Source organism: Pseudanabaena mucicola FACHB-723 (assembly GCF_014696385.1).
Taxonomy (GTDB): Bacteria; Cyanobacteriota; Cyanobacteriia; order Pseudanabaenales; family Pseudanabaenaceae; genus Pseudanabaena.
In genome coordinates, this window is sequence record NZ_JACJQB010000001.1 from 161,242 (window position 1) to 178,988 (window position 17,747).

Genomic DNA, 17,747 nt, shown 5'->3' on the forward strand with positions numbered 1-17,747 from the left:
ATGTCATCTCCTCTACATATCGCATTTATCTGGCACCAACATCAACCTCTTTACAAAAGCGCGATCGCGGGCAAGTATCATCTGCCTTGGGTGAGACTGCATGGCGTAAAAGATTATTTAGATTTAGCGTTGATGTTGTCAAGATACCCGAAATTACATCAAACCATTAATTTAGTGCCATCGTTAATCTTGCAACTACAGGATTATGTGGAGGGGAAAGCATTTGATCCTTACTTAGCTCTGACTCTAACGCCAGTCGATACATTATCGCGATCGCAAAAACATTTTATCGTCGAACATTTTTTTGATGCTAATCATCAGACGATGATCGAGCCTTACCCTCGCTATGCTGACCTGCTAGCCCAAAAGCAAGCCTATGGCATTGATTGGTGCGTGAATAATTGGCAAGCACCAGACTTTAGCGATCTTTTGGCATGGCATAACTTGGCATGGATTGATCCTCTGTTTCGGGAAGAGGATCAGGAAATTGCTGAATGGTACAATCGCGGCAAAGAATTTACCCTCGCCGATCGCCAAAGAATCTATAGCAAACAACGCGAGATTATTGCTCGAATTCTGCCCCAACATCGGCAAATGCAGCGTAATGGTCAGTTAGAAATCACCACCACGCCCTACAATCACCCGATTATGCCGCTACTTGCCGATACCCAAGCAGGTAGAATCGCCGTACCGCAAATGTATCTGCCCAACCAACGTTTTCGGCACGAGCCAGACATTACAATGCATCTGGCAAAAGCCAAAGAACTGTATCGTCAACACTTTAGCTGTGATCCTCAAGGTCTATGGCCGTCAGAGCAATCGGTTAGCCCTGCTATTTTGCCCCATATTTCTAAGCAAGGTTTTTCGTGGCTTTGTTCTGATGAGGGGGTCTTAGGTTGGAGTCTTGGACATTATTTCCGTCGCGATGAGCGCGGCGCAATTGATGCGCCACACCTGCTATATCAACCCTATCGCCTCGAAACAGTCCATGGCGACCTGTCAATTATTTTTCGCGACCGTCTCCTCTCTGACCTGATTGGGTTTAGCTATGGTGCATTACTACCCAAAGCTGCTAGTGATGACCTTTGCGATCGCTTGCTCAAGATTCAGCAACAACAAAATGAATATCTTGCTGAACATCCTGAAGGACAGCCTTGGCTAGTTACTATTGCCCTCGATGGCGAAAACTGTTGGGAATTTTACCCACAGGATGGCAACCCATTCTTACAAACACTTTACGAAGCGCTGTCTCAAAATCCCAATCTGAAATTAGTTACGCCATCTGAATATTTAGAGAAATATCCCCCTCTAGACAAAATCCCTCCCCATCAACTGCATAGCGGTTCATGGATTGACTCTAGCTTCACCACATGGATTGGTGATCCTGTCAAAAACCGTGCTTGGGAAATGCTTGCCGAAGCACGTCAAGTCTTAGCAATGCATCCCGAAGCGACCCCTGAAAATAATCCCGAAGCATGGGAAAGCTTGATGGCGGCTGAAGGCTCTGATTGGTTCTGGTGGTTTGGCGAAGGGCATAGCTCCAACGATGATGCGATGTTTGATCGCTTATTTCGTGAGCATTTGCAGGTAATCTATCGCGCCCTCAATGAGCCTGTGCCCCATGCTTTGCTCTATCCCCTTGAGCCGCACGATGTTTCGACTAATGATCGTCCTACAGGTTTAATCAATCCAATTATTAATGGCAGATTTGAAAATGACGATTGGCAGGGAGCAGGCAAAATTGAAATTAGTGGGGCGCGTGGGGCAATGCACCAAAATGCCCCTGTTAAGAGACTTTGGTATGGATACGATCATTTTTATTGCTACTTACGCCTAGAATTTAGTAATCTAGACAGCATCGCTCAAAGTAAACTAAATTTATTGTGGTTTTATCCTAATAGGATTCATCCCAATAGCCCAGTCAAGCTTCTTGATATACCTGACGTATCGCCGCTCAATTATCTATTTCGCCATCATCTTGCGATCGATTTTGCCGATAGGTCAGTTCAGCTTCAAGAGTCAACCGAAGATTTTCGGTGGGAAACAATCGCGACTCATACAAAGATTGGGTTTGAGACATGCTTGGAAATTGCTATTCCTTGGAGTGATTTAGCAGTTAAGCCTCAAACTGTCGCTAGACTGGTAATTATGCTCAGCCAAAAAGATCATTTCCAAATGTCTCTGCCTGAGTACACAATTATTCCCATCGAAGTACCCTAGATTTGCGTTATTAACAGAGATAACAGTGGAAAAGCAAGAAAAGACCAGTATTGAGTCGATTGTTGAGCAAGCTCTGCAAGATGGCTACCTAACTCCAGCAATGGAAGCTGAAGTGGGGAGAATTTGTGATAGTGCCTTTGAACTGTCCGTCGAAGAGTACATGGCACTTGATCGATTAATGGGTTCTTTGCTTACGGGAGAAGTGGTTGCCGTACCGCGTAAGCAATTTATTAATGTTATGGAAGAACTGGTACTTAGCGAGGCAGTAGCAAGAGTTGCTGAAATTGAAGCTAGTAGCAATAAGGTGCTGGACTTAGGAGATATTGCCGCCTATGCCCTTAATCGCCTACCACCGTTATATGCCACCACAGAGCAGGGGGCGAATTATCAACGTGACCGTGCTATGGCTGATCTACAACATTTAATTACCCAGCAGGTTAAAGAAGCGATCGATCGCAATATTGATCGTCCTGAATTTTTCCCCGATCGTTCCACGTTTGGCTCGATCAACAAAGATTCAGTGCTATCACAGCTTAGTAACCTACTTCAAGCCTATGCTCCTGACTATGAGTCAAAGAGTTAGTTAAGCAAAGCTGTTAATGGGGAATTATAAAAGCCTTTATAAAGTCGCTTCGCGTTGCTTTTAAAGGCTTTTATGGAGTGAACAAAAATGAGAGTGGGTAACTGGGATTAGCGGCAAATCCTAAAATGCCGCGATCGCGATGTTCGTAGATTAAATGATTGTCTGTGTCAAATAGGAATGTGCCGCCGCGCTGCGTCATGTATGACGCATCAGGCACATAGGCTTGCCAATTGCCCAACACCTCTGCCATATTTCTGAGGCGGAGTGTGGCTAGCTCGAAAGGGCGCTGAAATCCGCTACCACCTGCCCACTGAAAGAATGAGCCTTTTAAGGGTGGCAATGGTGCAGCTTTGATGGTTTCTTGATCGCCAATTAGTTGTGGTGCATGACGATCGCCGCGATAGCCACGAAATACTTCCTTTAATGTGCCTTGGCTGCCAATGCCTGCACACATCAACATCAAGTTTACCCAAGCACTCTGTCCTGCTGAGAGGAACGGAAATTTGGTTGTCAATCCTGTGTAGAGATTTAATTGGCGATGTAACTCGCCTGTGGGGTCAATGAATAGGCAATTTTCGTCAAAGCCTGTAAATTTGCAAAAATATTGTCCAGATTGGCGATTACCAATGCCGATCGCCCGAATGACAATTCCTTCGGATTTGATGCGGTCAATCTCTCGCTGGATCCACCAAATATATTCAAGGCTATCAAAGTCACCGAGCTGGGGCAGCACTAGGATTAATTTGCGTGACGCTGATGGACAGGCATCGAATATGTTTGCGATCGCACCATCACTGACCCGTTGCCGTTGCGTTTGACTTAGTATTTCGTAAGTTTTGGAATTCAGGTTATCCATATGCTCTGGCTAGATCAATAACTTCGGTGGAATTGACAGAAAAAGGGTTCCATTACCGACCCAAGGTTGCTCATTAGGTAAAACCAAGCCAATGATACCTGCTTTTTTCAAGACTAATGCGCCCTTAGACTCTCCCCAAATCAACATCTCGGCCCAAGTGGTCAGATCAGGTTCATGCCCAATCAGCCCTAAAGCAGCTCGGTGAGGCTGAGGATGGTTACTGATCCAATCAGTAAACCATCCTAGCCATGCCTCAAAGTTTCCTTCAGGAGCAAGCTCTAAGGACTTTTCAATAGGGCAATTACTAAAGGTATGGGCAAAAATTTCCGCAGTTTGTTGAGCGCGAAGTAATGGACTAGTCTGCATGAGATCAAAACGTAGACCTAAATCATAAAGACGCTTCACAACTTGCTTCGTTTTTTTGCGCCCCTCATCAGTGAGGGGACGTTGCGTATCATCTTCATAATTTTCTCTGTCTTCAGCAATGCCATGCCGAATGAGATATAGGCTAGGCATTGACTAACAAGCCCTCAAGTAATCCTGCAAATAGTGGCTTGCCATCAGTACCACCTAAAAGCCCCTCAGCAGCACGCTCAGGGTGAGGCATCATGCCAATCACATTGCCTTGTTGGTTACAGATGCCAGCGATATTGCTCACCGAACCATTGGGATTTGATTCGTTGTTCACATTACCAAGGGCATCGCAATAACGAAATACAACTTGTTGATTATCTTCAAGTTCTTTGAGGGTATCGGCATCCGCAAAGTAGCAGCCTTCTCCATGGGCAATTGGTAGGGTAATTACTTGCTGCTTTTGGTATTTTTGGGTGAACGGTAAATCGTTGCGCTCAACTCGTAAAGGTACGCGATCGCAAATAAAGTGCAAATCCCGATTACGAACTAACGCACCTGGCAACAAGCCAGATTCAGTTAGGATCTGGAACCCGTTACAAATGCCAATCACATATTTGCCCTTAGCGACATGTTCTTGCAAAGATTGCATGACTGGGGCAAATCTGGCGATCGCACCACAACGCAAATAGTCGCCGTAGCTAAAGCCACCCGGCACAACAATGACATCGCAATCACTAATATCTGTATCACTATGCCAAATCAGTCTGGTTGGCTGTTGCAAAATACCACTGGTAACAGTGGCAATATCGCGATCGCAGTTAGAACCCGGAAAAACGACAACGCCAAATTTCATGCTTTGCGCTCCTGTGCGATCGCCGTTAATTCAAAGCGATAATTTTCAATTACAGGATTTGCCAACAGCTTATCGCAGGCTTCATCAAGCTTTTGAGATGCTTCAGTTTCATCAGCAGCATCAAGCACAATCTCCACATACTTGCCGATGCGAACTGAGTCAACGTGATAATCCATTTGCTTGAGGGCAGACTGTACTGCTGTACCTGCGGGATCGAGAACCGATGGACGTAAGGTAACAAATATACGGGCTTGATACTTCACTCTAAATGACTTTCTCCTGTTGTTAAATCGATCGTTTCTAAAGGCGATCTAGGGCGACCTTTTGAGTATATCAACTCTGTCAGCACTTCTCTAGGAATACCAAAGGAATCCTAATCAGTGTTTAATACGCGATTTAAGCGGCTTTAGACATTTGCTCTAAAATGCGCTGTACGATTTCCCAACCCGTGAGTGTTTGCCAAGCGAAAATACCAATTAAAACGGTATTGACAGTGATATGTGTGACCCGCGCCCATTCTTTGCCCTGTTGCAGCACTGGCGCTAAAGCCGCAGATAGGGCCGCGAGAAACACTAGACCTAAACCTGCAATCAGATGCGCCCCCACAAAAAGTTTGCCATTGTTGTTATAGGTAACCGCCATGCCACCAATCGCACCAGCTACCATCAACAACAAAAAGATCGAGCCAAGGTTGTGATGCAAAACGTTATAACGCTTAGAAATTAAGGTTTTTTTCTCTTCACCTTCAGTGCTGCGAATCCTGCGATATTGCCAGCCAACGTAACCCGCATACAATGTCAAAAATAAGGCGATAAGCATCAGCAATGGATGGGCAAAGGTGACGATAGTTTTGAGTGGTTCTGGAATTGCGACGATCATAGTTCTATATTTAAGATTTGTTCTTGAGATCTGTTTAGAAATGCGTTGCGTGGCTATTTTATTGCATCCTATTCGATTGTAAACAATTTTAAGTAAACCAGATAAATTTTTGAAAGCGCCGCGAAGCGGCGCTTTCAAAAATTTATCTGGTTTTTCAGTCAGTGTTTTGTGCTGTATCTATTGCTTCCCAGTGGCGAAATGTGGCGGCTTGCCCCAACAGCTTGCCCTGCGGATCGACAACATTCCAGATAATGGCTTGATCGATATAAAAACGTTCACCTGTGCTGGCAATCCGAATGCCGCGATAGTTACTGATATATCCCTGAGACTTTGCCTGCGCGAGGAGTTGTTCTCTTTCACTACGTTCTATTGGCTCGGCAGTATAGCGCGATGGCGTGGCGGTGAAAGTTTGCCAATCCATTTTCCAAAGGCTTAATGCTTGTTGATTGCCATAGTTCAAAATCGGATCAGCTTGAGTACCATGGGAAACCACTACAAAGTCAGCATTAAATAGCTCATTGGCAATTTCTAGAGGGGATTTGCGATCGCAGTCTGGTAATAAATTAGTGCCTGTCCAATGATGAAAGCTATAAAGTAACAACTGAATATGTTGTAATAGTTCTTCTTGTAACCAAGGTTCCGATTGGTTGGGATTCATAATTTGTCTTAGGTTAGCTCAATCAAACAATCAAATATATGACAGTCTCTGCTCAAATTCTAAACATTCATTGCGATCGCTATGTCAGCGTCTTGGTTGATTGTATTGGTATTGATGACTTGCTAACCTATCGCGTTCCAGAAGATATGGATATTCGCGTTGGTGATATTCTCAGCGTTCCCTTGGGGCAAAGATATGTGGGTGCGATTGCCTTGGATATTTCCTATACTTCCCAAATTGTCGATCCCAAAACTGAAATCAAGTCAGTTAGCACAGTAATTAGCACAGGTATTTTCCCAAAGACCTATTGGGAAATGCTGATTCGTACAGCCGATTACTATCGTACACCCGTGATGCAGACTGTCAAAACTGCCCTGCCACCGAAGTTATTAGATCATTCTCACTATCGGATTAAAGTAAAACAACTCCTCACTCCCCCCCCTCCTCTCCCTCTGGGAGAGGGGGAGCAGGATTCTTTTTCTCCTCTCCCAGAGGGAGAAGGTTTAGGGGTGAGGTCAATCTCAAAAGCTGCCCAAATGGTTTGGGATTTCTTACAGGAGCATACCCATAATCCCAAGGGAATTAGCCGCCGCTATATTTATCAAAAGCTCGGCAGATATGCGAGTTCAGGATTAAAGGAATTGCAGAACTTAGCATGGATTGAAACGGTTTTAGAAATGCCCCATCGACCGCAACCTAAGTATGAAGATGTCGCTATTTTACTCAAGGCGGCTGATGGCGAATTAACAGAAAGACAAGCCGAGATTTTGACGATTATGCAACATCAGGGTGGGGAATGTTTAAAAACGCAATTGTATAAACTTGCAAAGACTACCGCGACCACGATCCAAAATTTGGCAAATAAAGGATATCTAGCAATATCCAAGCGAGAATCTTTGCGGTTAGGGGGCAAAAGTCACACAGTTACCCGCGATTGTGCTAAAAATCTCACCCCCGATCAAGATGCGGCACTACAACAAATTTTGACTGCGATCGCAAATCAAACTGCCTCCCATTTTCTCTTGCATGGAGTCACAGGGTCGGGCAAAACTGAGGTCTATCTCCAAGCGATTGCACCTGTACTCGAATCTGGCAAATCAGCGCTAGTGTTAGTTCCTGAAATTGGCTTGACCCCCCAACTCACCGATCGCTTTCGCGCTAGATTTGGTGATGCGAAGGTGAATGTTTATCATAGCCAACTGTCTGAAGGAGAACGCTTTGATACATGGAGACTGATGCTCACAGGTGAAGCTCAAATCGTGATCGGTACACGCTCGGCCGTATTTGCTCCCCTCACAAATTTGGGACTGATTGTGATGGATGAGGAACATGACAACAGCTTCAAGCAAGATCAACCGCAACCCTGCTACCATGCTCGCAAAATTGCCGAATGGCGATCGCAATTAGAGCAGATTCCGCTTGTACTTGGCTCGGCAACACCTTCCGCTGAGGTTATTTACGCCCATCAACAGCAACAATCTATCTATCTCGAACTACCCCATCGCATCGGCAATAAGGACATGCCTCCGATCGAAATAGTCGATATGCGAGATGAATTTAAGGCGGGTAATTATTCGATTTTGAGTCGTAAACTGCAAATTGCGATCGCAGCTATGCTCGAAGCCAAACAGCAAGGAATTCTATTTATCCATCGGCGCGGTCATAGCACCTTTGTTTCCTGTCGCTCCTGTGGCTACGTCGCCGAATGCCCTAACTGTGATGTATCTCTTTCCTATCACGATCCGATCTCACCTACCGCCTATCAACCCAAATCCGCTCATTTGCGATGCCATTACTGTAACTACACCATCATTCAGCCCAAATCCTGTCCCCAATGTGGCTCACCATACTTCAAGCACTTTGGTAGTGGAACTCAAAAAGTGGAACAGGAACTTGCCAAACTATTCCCCGATATTCGTCTCATTCGCTTTGACAGTGACACTACCCGCAACAAGGATCAACATCGATTACTCATCGATCAATTCCGTTCAGGAGAAGCTGATTTATTAGTGGGAACACAAATGTTAACCAAGGGTTTAGATATTCCCCAAGTAACTCTGGTGGGTGTTGTTTCGGCGGATGGATTATTAAATTTTTCGGACTATCGCGCAGGGGAGCGAGCCGCCCAAACTTTACTCCAAGTTGCTGGCAGAGCAGGTCGTGGGGAGGAAGAAGGCAAAGTAATCATGCAAACCTATACGCCCGAACATCCCGCCATTCAAGCCGTGCAAACCTATCAATTAGAAGAATTTATGCAAAGCGAATTGGAAATGCGTGAGGCTTTGCGTTATCCACCAATGGGGCAGATGGCGTTAATTCATCTCAGTAGTGAGAGTGCGACGACGGTGGAAAAATCAGCCCACGAATTAGCAGAATATTTGCGACAGTTAGAGAATGATTGGGATATTTTAGGAGCAACTCCTGCCACGATTGCCAAGGTTGCGAATCGTTACCGTTGGCAGATTCTGCTCAAATTCAATCCTGATGTTTTGCCCAATGTCCCCAGCCTAGAAGAATTAAGAATGTTAGTTAACTCTAAGGCAGTCAGAATTGCGATCGATGTTGATCCCCTGACAATATTGTAAAGCCCAAGAAGACCAGTTGCGGAACTCATCTTTTTGCTACAAATTTTGCTGTTAGAGTTCTCGACAAACAAATTTCAATGAGCTACGATCGTAATATTGCAATGATATTGCGACCAGATGAGTTTGGGTTCAAAACAATGTTAATTGAACATCCTAATCGTAAAGAATTAACTGCTGAGGAGCTGCAAAGCTTGCAAAAACTGCAAGCAGTAATTGATCGAGTAGCTGCTGATGGCAAAATTAGTAAGTATGAAATGGAGCTAGTTGATCGAGCGATCAAAAATGATGGCAAAGTCCTCGTTGAAGAAATCACCATGATGCGTCAGATGATTCGCGACAAAATCAATAGCGGATTGCTTATTTACGAATGGAACTAACGGAAATTCCACATTTCATATTGTCTATTCCTAAATGTCAAAATTTGACCTTTTTGTGAACTCGGTAATATCCCCATCCAGATTCTACCGCCACTGATATCGCTAAATAATAATGCGCCATCACTGGAAAATACGATCGCAACGGGATAATGACGATCTTGTAAATCAACCTGCTCGCGATCTAACAACAACAGGTATTCAAGTTTGCCCAACCCATCAAGATCAACGGCGGATAATGTCCACTGTTCCTGAACTAATACACTAAATTCTTCGATACTAAGAGAAACCTGTCCATTGCGTTGCAGTTCTCGATATATTGAGCGAACAATCCTCTCGATGGTTGATGGTGACAAGGTTCGCCAATCAACGGTAATACCGTCAGGTGGGATAAAGGCTCCGCCACTGGTAACGAGGGGAGTTAGGATACTGCGATTGAGTAAAGGTAAAAGACTCGCCTCTCCTGATGCTAAGACTTTCAGTCTTCCATCGGCGCTAACCCACAATGACTCAGCTGTTAACGATAAGGCTTGCGACTTGCCATAGGCATCATAGATCACAACTCCCAAGTTATTGTTCAGCGATAGCCCCAAGGTTCTCCACAACAAGGTTGATGAGCGATCACTAAGTTCCCTATAGGGAGCATTCCGCCATAGGTCACCATCTTTAATCAGATCAATGCTGACCTCATACCATGCTTGATTTGGCTCTAATTTTGGTGGGGGCAAAAACCAATCATTGCCCGCAGTTTTGCCAATATAGGAAACCGTGCCTAATAACTGACGCGGTTGAATCGTGATCGGTGCGAGGTCAAGTCTTTGCAACAACGGATCGGAATCCTTAGGATTAACTTTTTGCGATCGCAGCCAAGTTTCGGCACGACGCAACCCTTCCCGATGCAAAACCACTAAGCCTCCCCATAGCTTAATGTCCTGATCACTAGACATTGTGAGCATGGTCATGACGCGCTGCCAAATATGGGGATGATACTTCCGCAACATTTCCGCAATCCGATCGCCTTTATAGGCAGGATCATTGGCAATGGCCACCGCTTCTTGCCACCGACCATCAATGATATACACCAAAGCCTTATCACCCAAATTAGAAATTGCTTGCTGGGTTTGCTGAGTTGTGATTTGGGCATGAACAGAAATCAACTCATACTGTTCCTGTAAAAAAGGCGAGATTTCTTGGTTTTGAGATCGCAACTCTTTTAAAGCCTGATCAAACTTAGCCAATGCTGGTGACCAAAGTCCCACACTCGCCATCACCAAAGCCTGTTGATAGGATTTTGGCTGTCCCTTAGCCTCATTTAGGTTTGACTGCCGTAGTTGCATTTTGCGAACGGAGTCAGCACTGATATCTTCAGGATGAAAAATTAAAAAAGATGGCTCAAATCCCTGACTTTGATTGACGACTAACTGAGTCGGAGAAGTTGATAACAGCTTACGCCATTTGGGTAGCTCACCTGCGGGACTTGTCCATTGCTCAAGCTCGATCAATTGCGATCGCTTACCAACTGCAAAATAGTAAATCTGTCCATAGGCAATCCCATCAACGTTGCCCGATGTGGTAAACCATAGCCCGTCAAATTGTGATGGTGGATTATTGATCAGGGATAACTTTTTGAGCGGTAGCCGATTCCGATTTGGTCTTAGTCTCGCAGGAACTGGCTCAGTCAGATATTTCAACTTTGGCGATCGCACAAAATATTCATCAACACCTGCGATCGTAGTGGTACTTACGAGTAGTAATTTTTCTTCTGTACGCTCCCTAACAGGCTGATAAATACGAATTTCCCGAATATTTTGAGTTTCAGTTTCTAAAACCGTATAAAGAATTTCACCTGTTTTGAGGCTATAGTTTTCGCCCAGCTTTAGTTGACTGCGCTCCAATTCTGATTGAATTTGCGGAATACTTTTAGGCAAATTCCATAGAGAGTCTGAATAGAACGTAGGAGCCTCGTCGGAAGGAGCAAGCCAGCTAATCGACGCAGGATTGTAGAGATAGAGCAAACCAAATATTGCTAGTCCCCCAACTAGCGGAATGCTAAGCACAATTCCGACATCTGACCATGTGAGTTGATTGTGTGGATCAGATTCAGGTAGTTCTGCCACTAAATCATAAATATTGAGGGCTTCCTGATCGCTTTTAACAATGTCGCCCAAAGGTTGTGATGATTCAGGTAAAGATTCCATGCGCGGCATCGCAAATCTTGCACAACAGATGCCATAGCCTAGCACAATAGTTCTTCAAATATTTTAGAGAAGCATGTTATCAGAATAAATAAATGAGGGTAAGATACCGCTAACGTTTAAGGCGATTTAGCAATCGACAAAAATTATGAAAAATGCTCTAACAGTGATTCGTTCAGTTGCAATCAGTACCTCGATCAGTTTAGTAGCTTTGTGTGGATTTGGTCTTGCCGCCTATTCCCAGACTGAATGTGCAGCTTCTTCAGATGGAGAGGTTGCGGTTGCAGCCTGTGTTGATGCTGAAGGTAATACGGCAGTAACTGCCGTTGACTCGGAGGGGAATCAGGTGACTGTAACCGAGGATAGTGAAGGTAATACAACTACTGAGATTATTGAAGTATCTGACGAATAGATTTCAACACCAAAAATAGCGACCAAAACGAAAAGCAAGTATCACTTTTGTGATACTTGCTTTTCGTTTTGGTCTGTAAAAGCTCATACCAACAAGTATCGAATTGGTTTACCATTTAAAAAAAACAGGCTAAGATTGCACTAGTATCAATTTTTGTGGCAATCGCTACAACTTAGCCAAATAGCTATCTAAAAAATTGAACTAAGCTAAAACAGGTAAACTTTACAGTTACGTTTGCACCACAAACATTCATGAATTAACAAATTATGTCTACAACATCTCACGAGTCTATGGTTGCTCAAGACCGCATTATCTTTTTTGATACCACTTTGCGCGATGGTGAACAGTCCCCTGGCGCAACTCTGAACGTGGAACAAAAACTATTAATCGCGCAGCAACTAGCTCGACTTGGTGTAGACATCATCGAGGCAGGTTTTCCTTTTGCGAGTAAAGGTGATTTTCATGCCGTGCAAGAAATTGCCAAGCTCGTTGGTACAGAAAATGGCCCCACAATTTGCGGTTTAGCCCGTGCCACCAGATCTGACATTGATGCGGCTGCCGAAGCTGTCAAACCCGCAGCTAAAGGACGCATTCATACCTTCCTTGCAACTTCTGATATTCATTTGGAATACAAGCTTCGCAAAACTCGCGCTGAAGTGTTGGCAATCGTGCCGGAAATGGTTGCCTATGCCAAGTCAAAGGTTGCTGATGTTGAGTTTTCCCCTGAGGATGCAGGGCGCTCTGATCCAGAGTTTCTGTATCAAGTTTTAGAGGCGGCGATCGCCGCAGGTGCATCAACAGTCAATATTCCTGACACCGTAGGCTATTTAACTCCTGCTGAGTTTGGAGTCTTGATTAAGGGTATTAAGGACAATGTGCCTAATATTGATCGCGCCATCATTTCCGTGCATGGTCATAATGACCTTGGATTAGCCGTCGCCAATTTCCTTGAAGCAGCTAAAAATGGCGCACGTCAAATGGAATGCACAATTAACGGTATTGGCGAACGTGCGGGTAATGCCGCTCTCGAAGAATTGGTGATGGCGTTACATGTGCGGCGCTCCTATTTCAACACCTATCTTGGTCGTCCTGCGGAATCGACTGCGCCACTTTGCAATATTGACACCAAGCAGATTTACAAGACATCGCGCCTTGTCTCCAATCTCACAGGCATGTTGGTGCAACCCAATAAAGCCATCGTCGGGGCAAATGCGTTTGCCCATGAATCTGGTATTCACCAAGATGGCGTATTAAAAAATCGCCTCACCTACGAAATCATGGATGCTCAGTCCATTGGGTTAACCGACAACTTGATTGTGCTTGGCAAACTCTCAGGGCGTAATGCTTTAAGCTCGCGCCTCAAAGAACTTGGTTTTGAGCTTTCGGAACAGGAACTCAATGCTGCTTTTGTGCGCTTTAAGGAGCTTGCCGACAAGAAGCGGGAAATTAGCGATCGCGATTTAGAGGCAATCGTGAACGATGAAATTCGTCATGCCCCTGAAGCATTCAAGCTCGAGCAGGTACAGGTGAGCTGCGGCGATCGTGCCATTCCCACAGCGACAGTCACCATCGTTATGCCCGATGGCAGCGAAATCACCGATGCCTCCGTTGGTACTGGCCCCGTTGATGCGATTTACAAGGCAATTAACCGCATTGTCGATGTACCTAACCAGTTGATTGAATACTCGGTGCAATCAGTTACCGCAGGTATTGATGCCCTTGGTGAAGTGACAATTCGCCTCAAACACCCCGACGCAGGTACGCTTTCTGGGCATTCGGCAAACACTGACATTATTGTTGCGTCAGCCCGAGCCTATCTCAGTGCCTTAAACAAGCTCTATTTTGCACTTCAGACTCCTGCTACCAAGATCAGCGATCGCGACAAGCTCAAAAAAGAAGCTGCGTTATAGACCAAATCAAGAAAAAAGAACCGCACTAGATGCGGTTCTTTTTTCTTGAGGTTGGATTATTTTTGGATTGTTTTAATATGTAGGGATATTCGGACAAATTACAATAGATATCTAGGCATAATTAAAAACTAAAGCTAAAACCTGTGGCGCACGCGCAGCATGTCCCCAAAGTTTGGATAGTTGATATTTTAAAGCTTTGCAAATCATATTTTATTAGCAACGGTAATAATGCAAGAGTCAAAGAACTTCCCTCCTTCTGTAGTTGATCAACAGGCAGAAGCAATCCCCAAAATCAAATTTGCGAAAAATAATGGATTTCAGGCAGAGCTAAGAAGGCGGGTTGATGGCTTTTTGCAAGATGCTAATCTCCAAGAGCGCGATTGTCCGCAAATGTATCTCAAGACAATCATCCTACTATCCAGTTTTTTTAGCACCTATGCTGTACTGGTTTTTGCAGCGCAGACATGGTGGCAAGTAGTTCCCCTTTGCATTCTTCTTGGTGTGATCACCGCAGGTATTGGGTTTGGCATTCAGCACGATGGCTCACACCATGCTTACTCCCATTCGCTATGGATGAATAAGTTAATGGCGTTGAGTTTAGATTTAATTGGTGGCAGTTCCTATATTTGGCATTGGAAACATGATGTTTTCCACCATACCCACACCAATATTATTAGTTACGATCCTGACCTAGAAGTAGGTATTTTTGGCAGACTCGCACCTACTCAGCCGAGACTAGCATTTCATCGCTGGCAGCATTATTATTTATGGTTTCTGTATGGTCTATTGGCGATCAAGTGGCATTTTTACGATGATTTTTATAGTTTGGTGACTGGCAAAATTGGCGATCGCAATTTTCCGCGCCCCAAGGGGAGCAATCTGATCATCTTTTGGGCTGGGAAATTGATATTTTTTGCGATCGCATTTGCAATTCCCCTACTATTTCATTCCTTGCCAATCGTCTTAGCTAGCTATGGTTTAGTTGCCTTAACCTTAGGTATCGTCCTAAGCGTTGTCTTCCAACTAGCCCATGTGGTTGAAGAAGCCAACTTCCCAATTCCAGTAGTTACATCTGGAGTCATTGAGAATGATTGGGCAATTCATCAAATTGAAACCACCGTTAATTTTTCGAGAAATAACCCTGTAGCTACATGGTTACTAGGTGGTCTCAATTTTCAAGTGGAACATCATCTATTCCCTAACATTTGTCATGTCAACTATCCTGCAATTTCACAAATAGTTGAACAAACCTGTCAAGATTTTGGAGTCAAATACAATCAACATAAATCTTTTTGGGCAGGGTGTATATCCCACTTCCAATGGTTGCGTCGTATGGGAAGCGAGTATCTAAGTTAGGTGCTAAGTATAAATACTTAGGTTAATAGAAATAGTCATTGAGATAAGCGCAGCGATGTTTCAAAACTTGAGTAACATTTTGCTGATTCCATTGAATCCCCGAAATTTTAACGTGGCGACCTATCTGCTTAATTGTCGATTTTACAGCACCAGATCCAATGGTAAGCAGCTGTTTCTGTAGATAACCATACTCAAGAATACGATGCCGATGATCGACTCAACACCATCCACAAAACCTGATCGCAAGTTCCCCATATCAAACAGCGATCGCCCCTCATCACCCAAAACCCGATCGCCTATTCGCTCAAATCAAGCAGCGATAGCAAGCACCCTCAACACCCAACACCCGATCGCCTATTCCCTCAAAACTAAACAGCGATCGCACCATCAACACCCACAAACCTGATCGTCTATTTCCTCAAATCAAACCGCGATCACCATCTCACCACCCATAAACGAGATCGCCTCTCAACATTAAACAGTGAGCGTAACCCAACACATACAAACCCGATCATCATTTGCCAAAAAATCAAACCTCGATCTAAGGGAAGCTTTTTCTGATTCAGAAATTTCCATTGAATCATTATTCAGGGATTTACTATTTCAAATTGAATCTTTTTCTTGTCTACTTTTTTGATCAAACCATCTAAATAATGTTCATTTAATAACTTCAAACAATAGCCATCCACAGTCCCTTCCTTAGAATTAGCTGTTTTGTACAATTGAGTCTGAATAGATTTAAGCCAATCTAGTTCTTCAATTAAGTCTTGGTGAAAATTTTCATACTTATACCTATCACATATAGACCAAAAAATATATCTTTGATCCTTACGCTCGATTTGCATAAGAGTGTCTATAAATTCTTGAGGAGAGATATATTTTAAGATCGGGACATCATAATATGTATGTTCACATATATCCTGATTAGAATGGCTATCTATACATATCATTCTATGAAATTTAAATACATCAATCTTCATTATATCAAGTAATTTTTTTGCTTCAATAGGAAGTTTGTCAATATTTTCCTTTGTTCTAACTTCATTAAGATAAATATTGAACTTTTTAAATTCACTAGATTCTTTTTCTTGATATCCCAACCCCATGAATGCTCCAGAATCATCTATCAGCGTACCGCTAAAAGAAGTGAGAGATTTTAACAATTCGTTAACTTGATCCTTGGATTTAAAATCATCAACATATTTTTTGGCAGAATCCAAGATTTCTTGAGTGGATTTTGGATATAACCCAGCCTTAGAAAACAGCAAAAACAAACCAAATATATGTTTGACAATTCTAATATCACAGAAATTTCTATTAATATAATCTGACTCGATCTTATTTAATAAATCATTAAATTCTTCATTTGTAAGACTGCTGAAATGCCATAGTTTAATCCAGTCAGGCTGATTCTCATCTTGAAAGTAACTACTGTTTAGTATTGATTGCTCTAATTCTTGACTATCTATGATTCCTTTATCAAAAAATGTCTGCCACCACTTCAGGCTTGGAAATACATTAAAAAGGTTAAGTTCAGAGTAAATTGAGGTTTTTTGAGTTTCTTCATTATGTAAATCTGATTTTATTGAATCAGATTGTTTATTTATGAAATCATCTTGCAATCTATATATTTCTTGTGGGTGAAGCCTCCCAAATCTAATTTCGACAGAAAAAGTTATAGTTGTTTTTAAGATTTCATTCAATAACTTTGGCTTGCTTTTAATTTTGTCTGGCAAGCTAGCAAAAATCCTATCAAAATCTATTACAGTCTGCTTTAAAATCCTTAAATTTTTACAGCATAATCTATTAAATACATCTTTTACTAATTCACTATTCTCAAGTAAAAATCTTTTGGATTTTGAATCCTTTATATTGTCTATAAATTTTGTTAAAGCTTTATCAAAATCAGGAGATATATTGAAGGTCTTACCAATTAACTTTTCCTTTATAAATTTATAACTATCATTTTTGGCAAGTTCATCCTCATTAGCAATAATAAACACCTTCATTTCGTGATTTTCTACGAAATAGTTAATATAGCCTAATAAATTTTTTATATCTATGCTACATCTTTCCAAATCATCAAATATTAAAATACTATTATCTATATTATTAAGATGATCAGGAAGACTAATATCTGGAATTTGAACATTCCAAGAAACATCATTTTTTTTGTCTGAATCTAAGTCGATTTGAAAAGTTAGCTTAAGCAAGCCTTTAATTATTTTTGAACTTATTGCCATACCTTTTGATGACAATATAGGATGTAACAACTTGAAAAATTGTTCATCTATATCAGAAAGACTCGCTAAACCATAAAGACTTACATATATATACTTTTGCTCTCTTTTTTTTAGCTTCTCACAATATTTGTTGATGAACCAAGTTTTACCTGCCCCCCATTCACCTTTTAGTAAAATTGCAAAACTTGGTGAGTAAGATAATTTGCAGTAGTAATCTAAATAGTTTTCTATATGCTCATTGATAATTTTTTTGTTTTGCATTGTCAGAC

At 42.7% G+C, this 17,747-nt stretch carries 16 protein-coding genes and 1 pseudogene; 8 read left to right on the forward strand and 9 right to left on the reverse strand.

Annotated elements, in window-relative coordinates:
* Both H6F41_RS00695 and H6F41_RS00700 read left to right on the forward strand, forming a co-directional pair.
* Entirely contained in the window at positions 1-2,220 is a 2,220-nt protein-coding gene (locus H6F41_RS00695) for a glycoside hydrolase (RefSeq protein ID WP_190401543.1), read from the forward strand.
* A gap of 25 nt (positions 2,221-2,245) precedes the next feature.
* Positions 2,246-2,803: a late competence development ComFB family protein gene (locus tag H6F41_RS00700; RefSeq protein WP_190401544.1), complete on the forward strand. Its 558-nt coding sequence runs from the start codon at positions 2,246-2,248 to the stop codon at positions 2,801-2,803.
* 70 nt (positions 2,804-2,873) lie between these two features.
* Here H6F41_RS00700 and H6F41_RS00705 read toward each other — a convergent pair whose 3' ends face one another.
* The 6 genes from H6F41_RS00705 to H6F41_RS00730 form a co-directional block, all read right to left on the reverse strand.
* Positions 2,874-3,659, reverse strand: a complete 786-nt coding sequence (locus H6F41_RS00705) for a peroxiredoxin-like family protein (RefSeq protein ID WP_190401545.1) — start codon at positions 3,657-3,659, stop codon at positions 2,874-2,876.
* A gap of 9 nt (positions 3,660-3,668) precedes the next feature.
* Positions 3,669-4,175 carry a phosphohistidine phosphatase SixA gene (gene sixA, locus H6F41_RS00710; RefSeq protein ID WP_190401546.1) on the reverse strand — a complete coding sequence of 169 codons (507 nt, stop codon included), beginning with the start codon at positions 4,173-4,175 and terminating at the stop codon, positions 3,669-3,671.
* Positions 4,168-4,866 (reverse strand): phosphoribosylformylglycinamidine synthase subunit PurQ, encoded by a 699-nt coding sequence (gene purQ / locus H6F41_RS00715; RefSeq protein ID WP_190401547.1) that lies wholly within the window; start codon positions 4,864-4,866, stop codon positions 4,168-4,170. Before purQ ends, sixA begins: the two co-directional genes overlap by 8 nt.
* Entirely contained in the window at positions 4,863-5,129 is a 267-nt protein-coding gene (gene purS, locus H6F41_RS00720; RefSeq protein ID WP_190401548.1) for a phosphoribosylformylglycinamidine synthase subunit PurS, read from the reverse strand. The genes purQ and purS overlap by 4 nt, the downstream gene beginning before the upstream one ends.
* Before the next feature lie 133 nt (positions 5,130-5,262).
* Positions 5,263-5,745, reverse strand: a complete 483-nt coding sequence (locus H6F41_RS00725) for a DUF4079 domain-containing protein (RefSeq protein ID WP_190401549.1) — start codon at positions 5,743-5,745, stop codon at positions 5,263-5,265.
* A gap of 154 nt (positions 5,746-5,899) precedes the next feature.
* Entirely contained in the window at positions 5,900-6,403 is a 504-nt protein-coding gene (locus H6F41_RS00730; RefSeq protein ID WP_190401550.1) for an MEKHLA domain-containing protein, read from the reverse strand.
* Positions 6,404-6,441: 38 nt separating this feature from the next.
* On the opposite strand from H6F41_RS00730, the gene priA reads away from it, so the two are divergent.
* Positions 6,442-8,988 (forward strand): primosomal protein N', encoded by a 2,547-nt coding sequence (priA, locus tag H6F41_RS00735; protein ID WP_190401551.1) that lies wholly within the window; start codon positions 6,442-6,444, stop codon positions 8,986-8,988.
* Positions 8,989-9,065: 77 nt separating this feature from the next.
* The gene (locus H6F41_RS00740; RefSeq protein WP_199288601.1) at positions 9,066-9,365 is read left to right on the forward strand and encodes a hypothetical protein; all 300 of its coding nucleotides are present in this window, start codon (positions 9,066-9,068) and stop codon (positions 9,363-9,365) included.
* On the opposite strand, the gene H6F41_RS00745 is transcribed toward H6F41_RS00740, so the two are convergent.
* Positions 9,362-11,560, reverse strand: coding sequence for a hypothetical protein (locus H6F41_RS00745; RefSeq protein WP_190401552.1), 2,199 nt, complete (start codon positions 11,558-11,560; stop codon positions 9,362-9,364). The genes H6F41_RS00740 and H6F41_RS00745 overlap by 4 nt on opposite strands.
* Positions 11,561-11,705: 145 nt before the next feature.
* On the opposite strand from H6F41_RS00745, the gene H6F41_RS00750 reads away from it, so the two are divergent.
* From H6F41_RS00750 to H6F41_RS00760, 3 genes are all read left to right on the forward strand, one after another.
* Positions 11,706-11,969, forward strand: coding sequence for a hypothetical protein (locus H6F41_RS00750; RefSeq protein ID WP_190401553.1), 264 nt, complete (start codon positions 11,706-11,708; stop codon positions 11,967-11,969).
* 266 nt (positions 11,970-12,235) lie between these two features.
* A complete protein-coding gene (locus tag H6F41_RS00755; protein ID WP_190401554.1) occupies positions 12,236-13,879 on the forward strand; it encodes a 2-isopropylmalate synthase in 1,644 nt (547 codons plus the stop codon).
* A gap of 228 nt (positions 13,880-14,107) precedes the next feature.
* On the forward strand, positions 14,108-15,235 hold the full coding sequence (locus H6F41_RS00760) for a fatty acid desaturase family protein (RefSeq protein WP_190401555.1): 1,128 nt from the start codon (positions 14,108-14,110) through the stop codon (positions 15,233-15,235).
* 22 nt (positions 15,236-15,257) lie between these two features.
* Here the strand turns inward: H6F41_RS00760 and H6F41_RS18855 are convergent.
* Positions 15,258-15,446: pseudogene (locus tag H6F41_RS18855) on the reverse strand (ISKra4 family transposase); the annotation flags it as partial.
* Between H6F41_RS18855 and H6F41_RS00765 the strand changes: the two are divergent.
* Positions 15,444-15,641 carry a hypothetical protein gene (locus tag H6F41_RS00765; RefSeq protein ID WP_190401556.1) on the forward strand — a complete coding sequence of 66 codons (198 nt, stop codon included), beginning with the start codon at positions 15,444-15,446 and terminating at the stop codon, positions 15,639-15,641. The pseudogene H6F41_RS18855 and the gene H6F41_RS00765 overlap by 3 nt on opposite strands.
* Before the next feature lie 181 nt (positions 15,642-15,822).
* On the opposite strand, the gene H6F41_RS00770 is transcribed toward H6F41_RS00765, so the two are convergent.
* The gene (locus tag H6F41_RS00770; protein WP_190401557.1) at positions 15,823-17,739 is read right to left on the reverse strand and encodes a P-loop NTPase fold protein; all 1,917 of its coding nucleotides are present in this window, start codon (positions 17,737-17,739) and stop codon (positions 15,823-15,825) included.
* Positions 17,740-17,747 lie beyond the last annotated feature (8 nt).

Excerpts from the sequence above, each read along its gene's own strand:
- H6F41_RS00695 (WP_190401543.1), top strand. The coding sequence starts at position 1 with ATGTCATCTCCTCTACATATCGCATTTATCTGGCACCAACATCAACCT.
- H6F41_RS00705 (WP_190401545.1), bottom strand. The coding sequence starts at position 3,659 with ATGGATAACCTGAATTCCAAAACTTACGAAATACTAAGTCAAACGCAA.
- sixA (WP_190401546.1), bottom strand. The coding sequence starts at position 4,175 with ATGCCTAGCCTATATCTCATTCGGCATGGCATTGCTGAAGACAGAGAA.
- purQ (WP_190401547.1), bottom strand. The coding sequence starts at position 4,866 with ATGAAATTTGGCGTTGTCGTTTTTCCGGGTTCTAACTGCGATCGCGAT.
- H6F41_RS00725 (WP_190401549.1), bottom strand. The coding sequence starts at position 5,745 with ATGATCGTCGCAATTCCAGAACCACTCAAAACTATCGTCACCTTTGCC.
- H6F41_RS00730 (WP_190401550.1), bottom strand. The coding sequence starts at position 6,403 with ATGAATCCCAACCAATCGGAACCTTGGTTACAAGAAGAACTATTACAA.
- priA (WP_190401551.1), top strand. The coding sequence starts at position 6,442 with ATGACAGTCTCTGCTCAAATTCTAAACATTCATTGCGATCGCTATGTC.
- H6F41_RS00740 (WP_199288601.1), top strand. The coding sequence starts at position 9,066 with ATGAGCTACGATCGTAATATTGCAATGATATTGCGACCAGATGAGTTT.
- H6F41_RS00745 (WP_190401552.1), bottom strand. The coding sequence starts at position 11,560 with ATGGAATCTTTACCTGAATCATCACAACCTTTGGGCGACATTGTTAAA.
- H6F41_RS00750 (WP_190401553.1), top strand. The coding sequence starts at position 11,706 with ATGAAAAATGCTCTAACAGTGATTCGTTCAGTTGCAATCAGTACCTCG.
- H6F41_RS00755 (WP_190401554.1), top strand. The coding sequence starts at position 12,236 with ATGTCTACAACATCTCACGAGTCTATGGTTGCTCAAGACCGCATTATC.
- H6F41_RS00760 (WP_190401555.1), top strand. The coding sequence starts at position 14,108 with ATGCAAGAGTCAAAGAACTTCCCTCCTTCTGTAGTTGATCAACAGGCA.
- H6F41_RS00765 (WP_190401556.1), top strand. The coding sequence starts at position 15,444 with ATGATCGACTCAACACCATCCACAAAACCTGATCGCAAGTTCCCCATA.
- H6F41_RS00770 (WP_190401557.1), bottom strand. The coding sequence starts at position 17,739 with ATGCAAAACAAAAAAATTATCAATGAGCATATAGAAAACTATTTAGAT.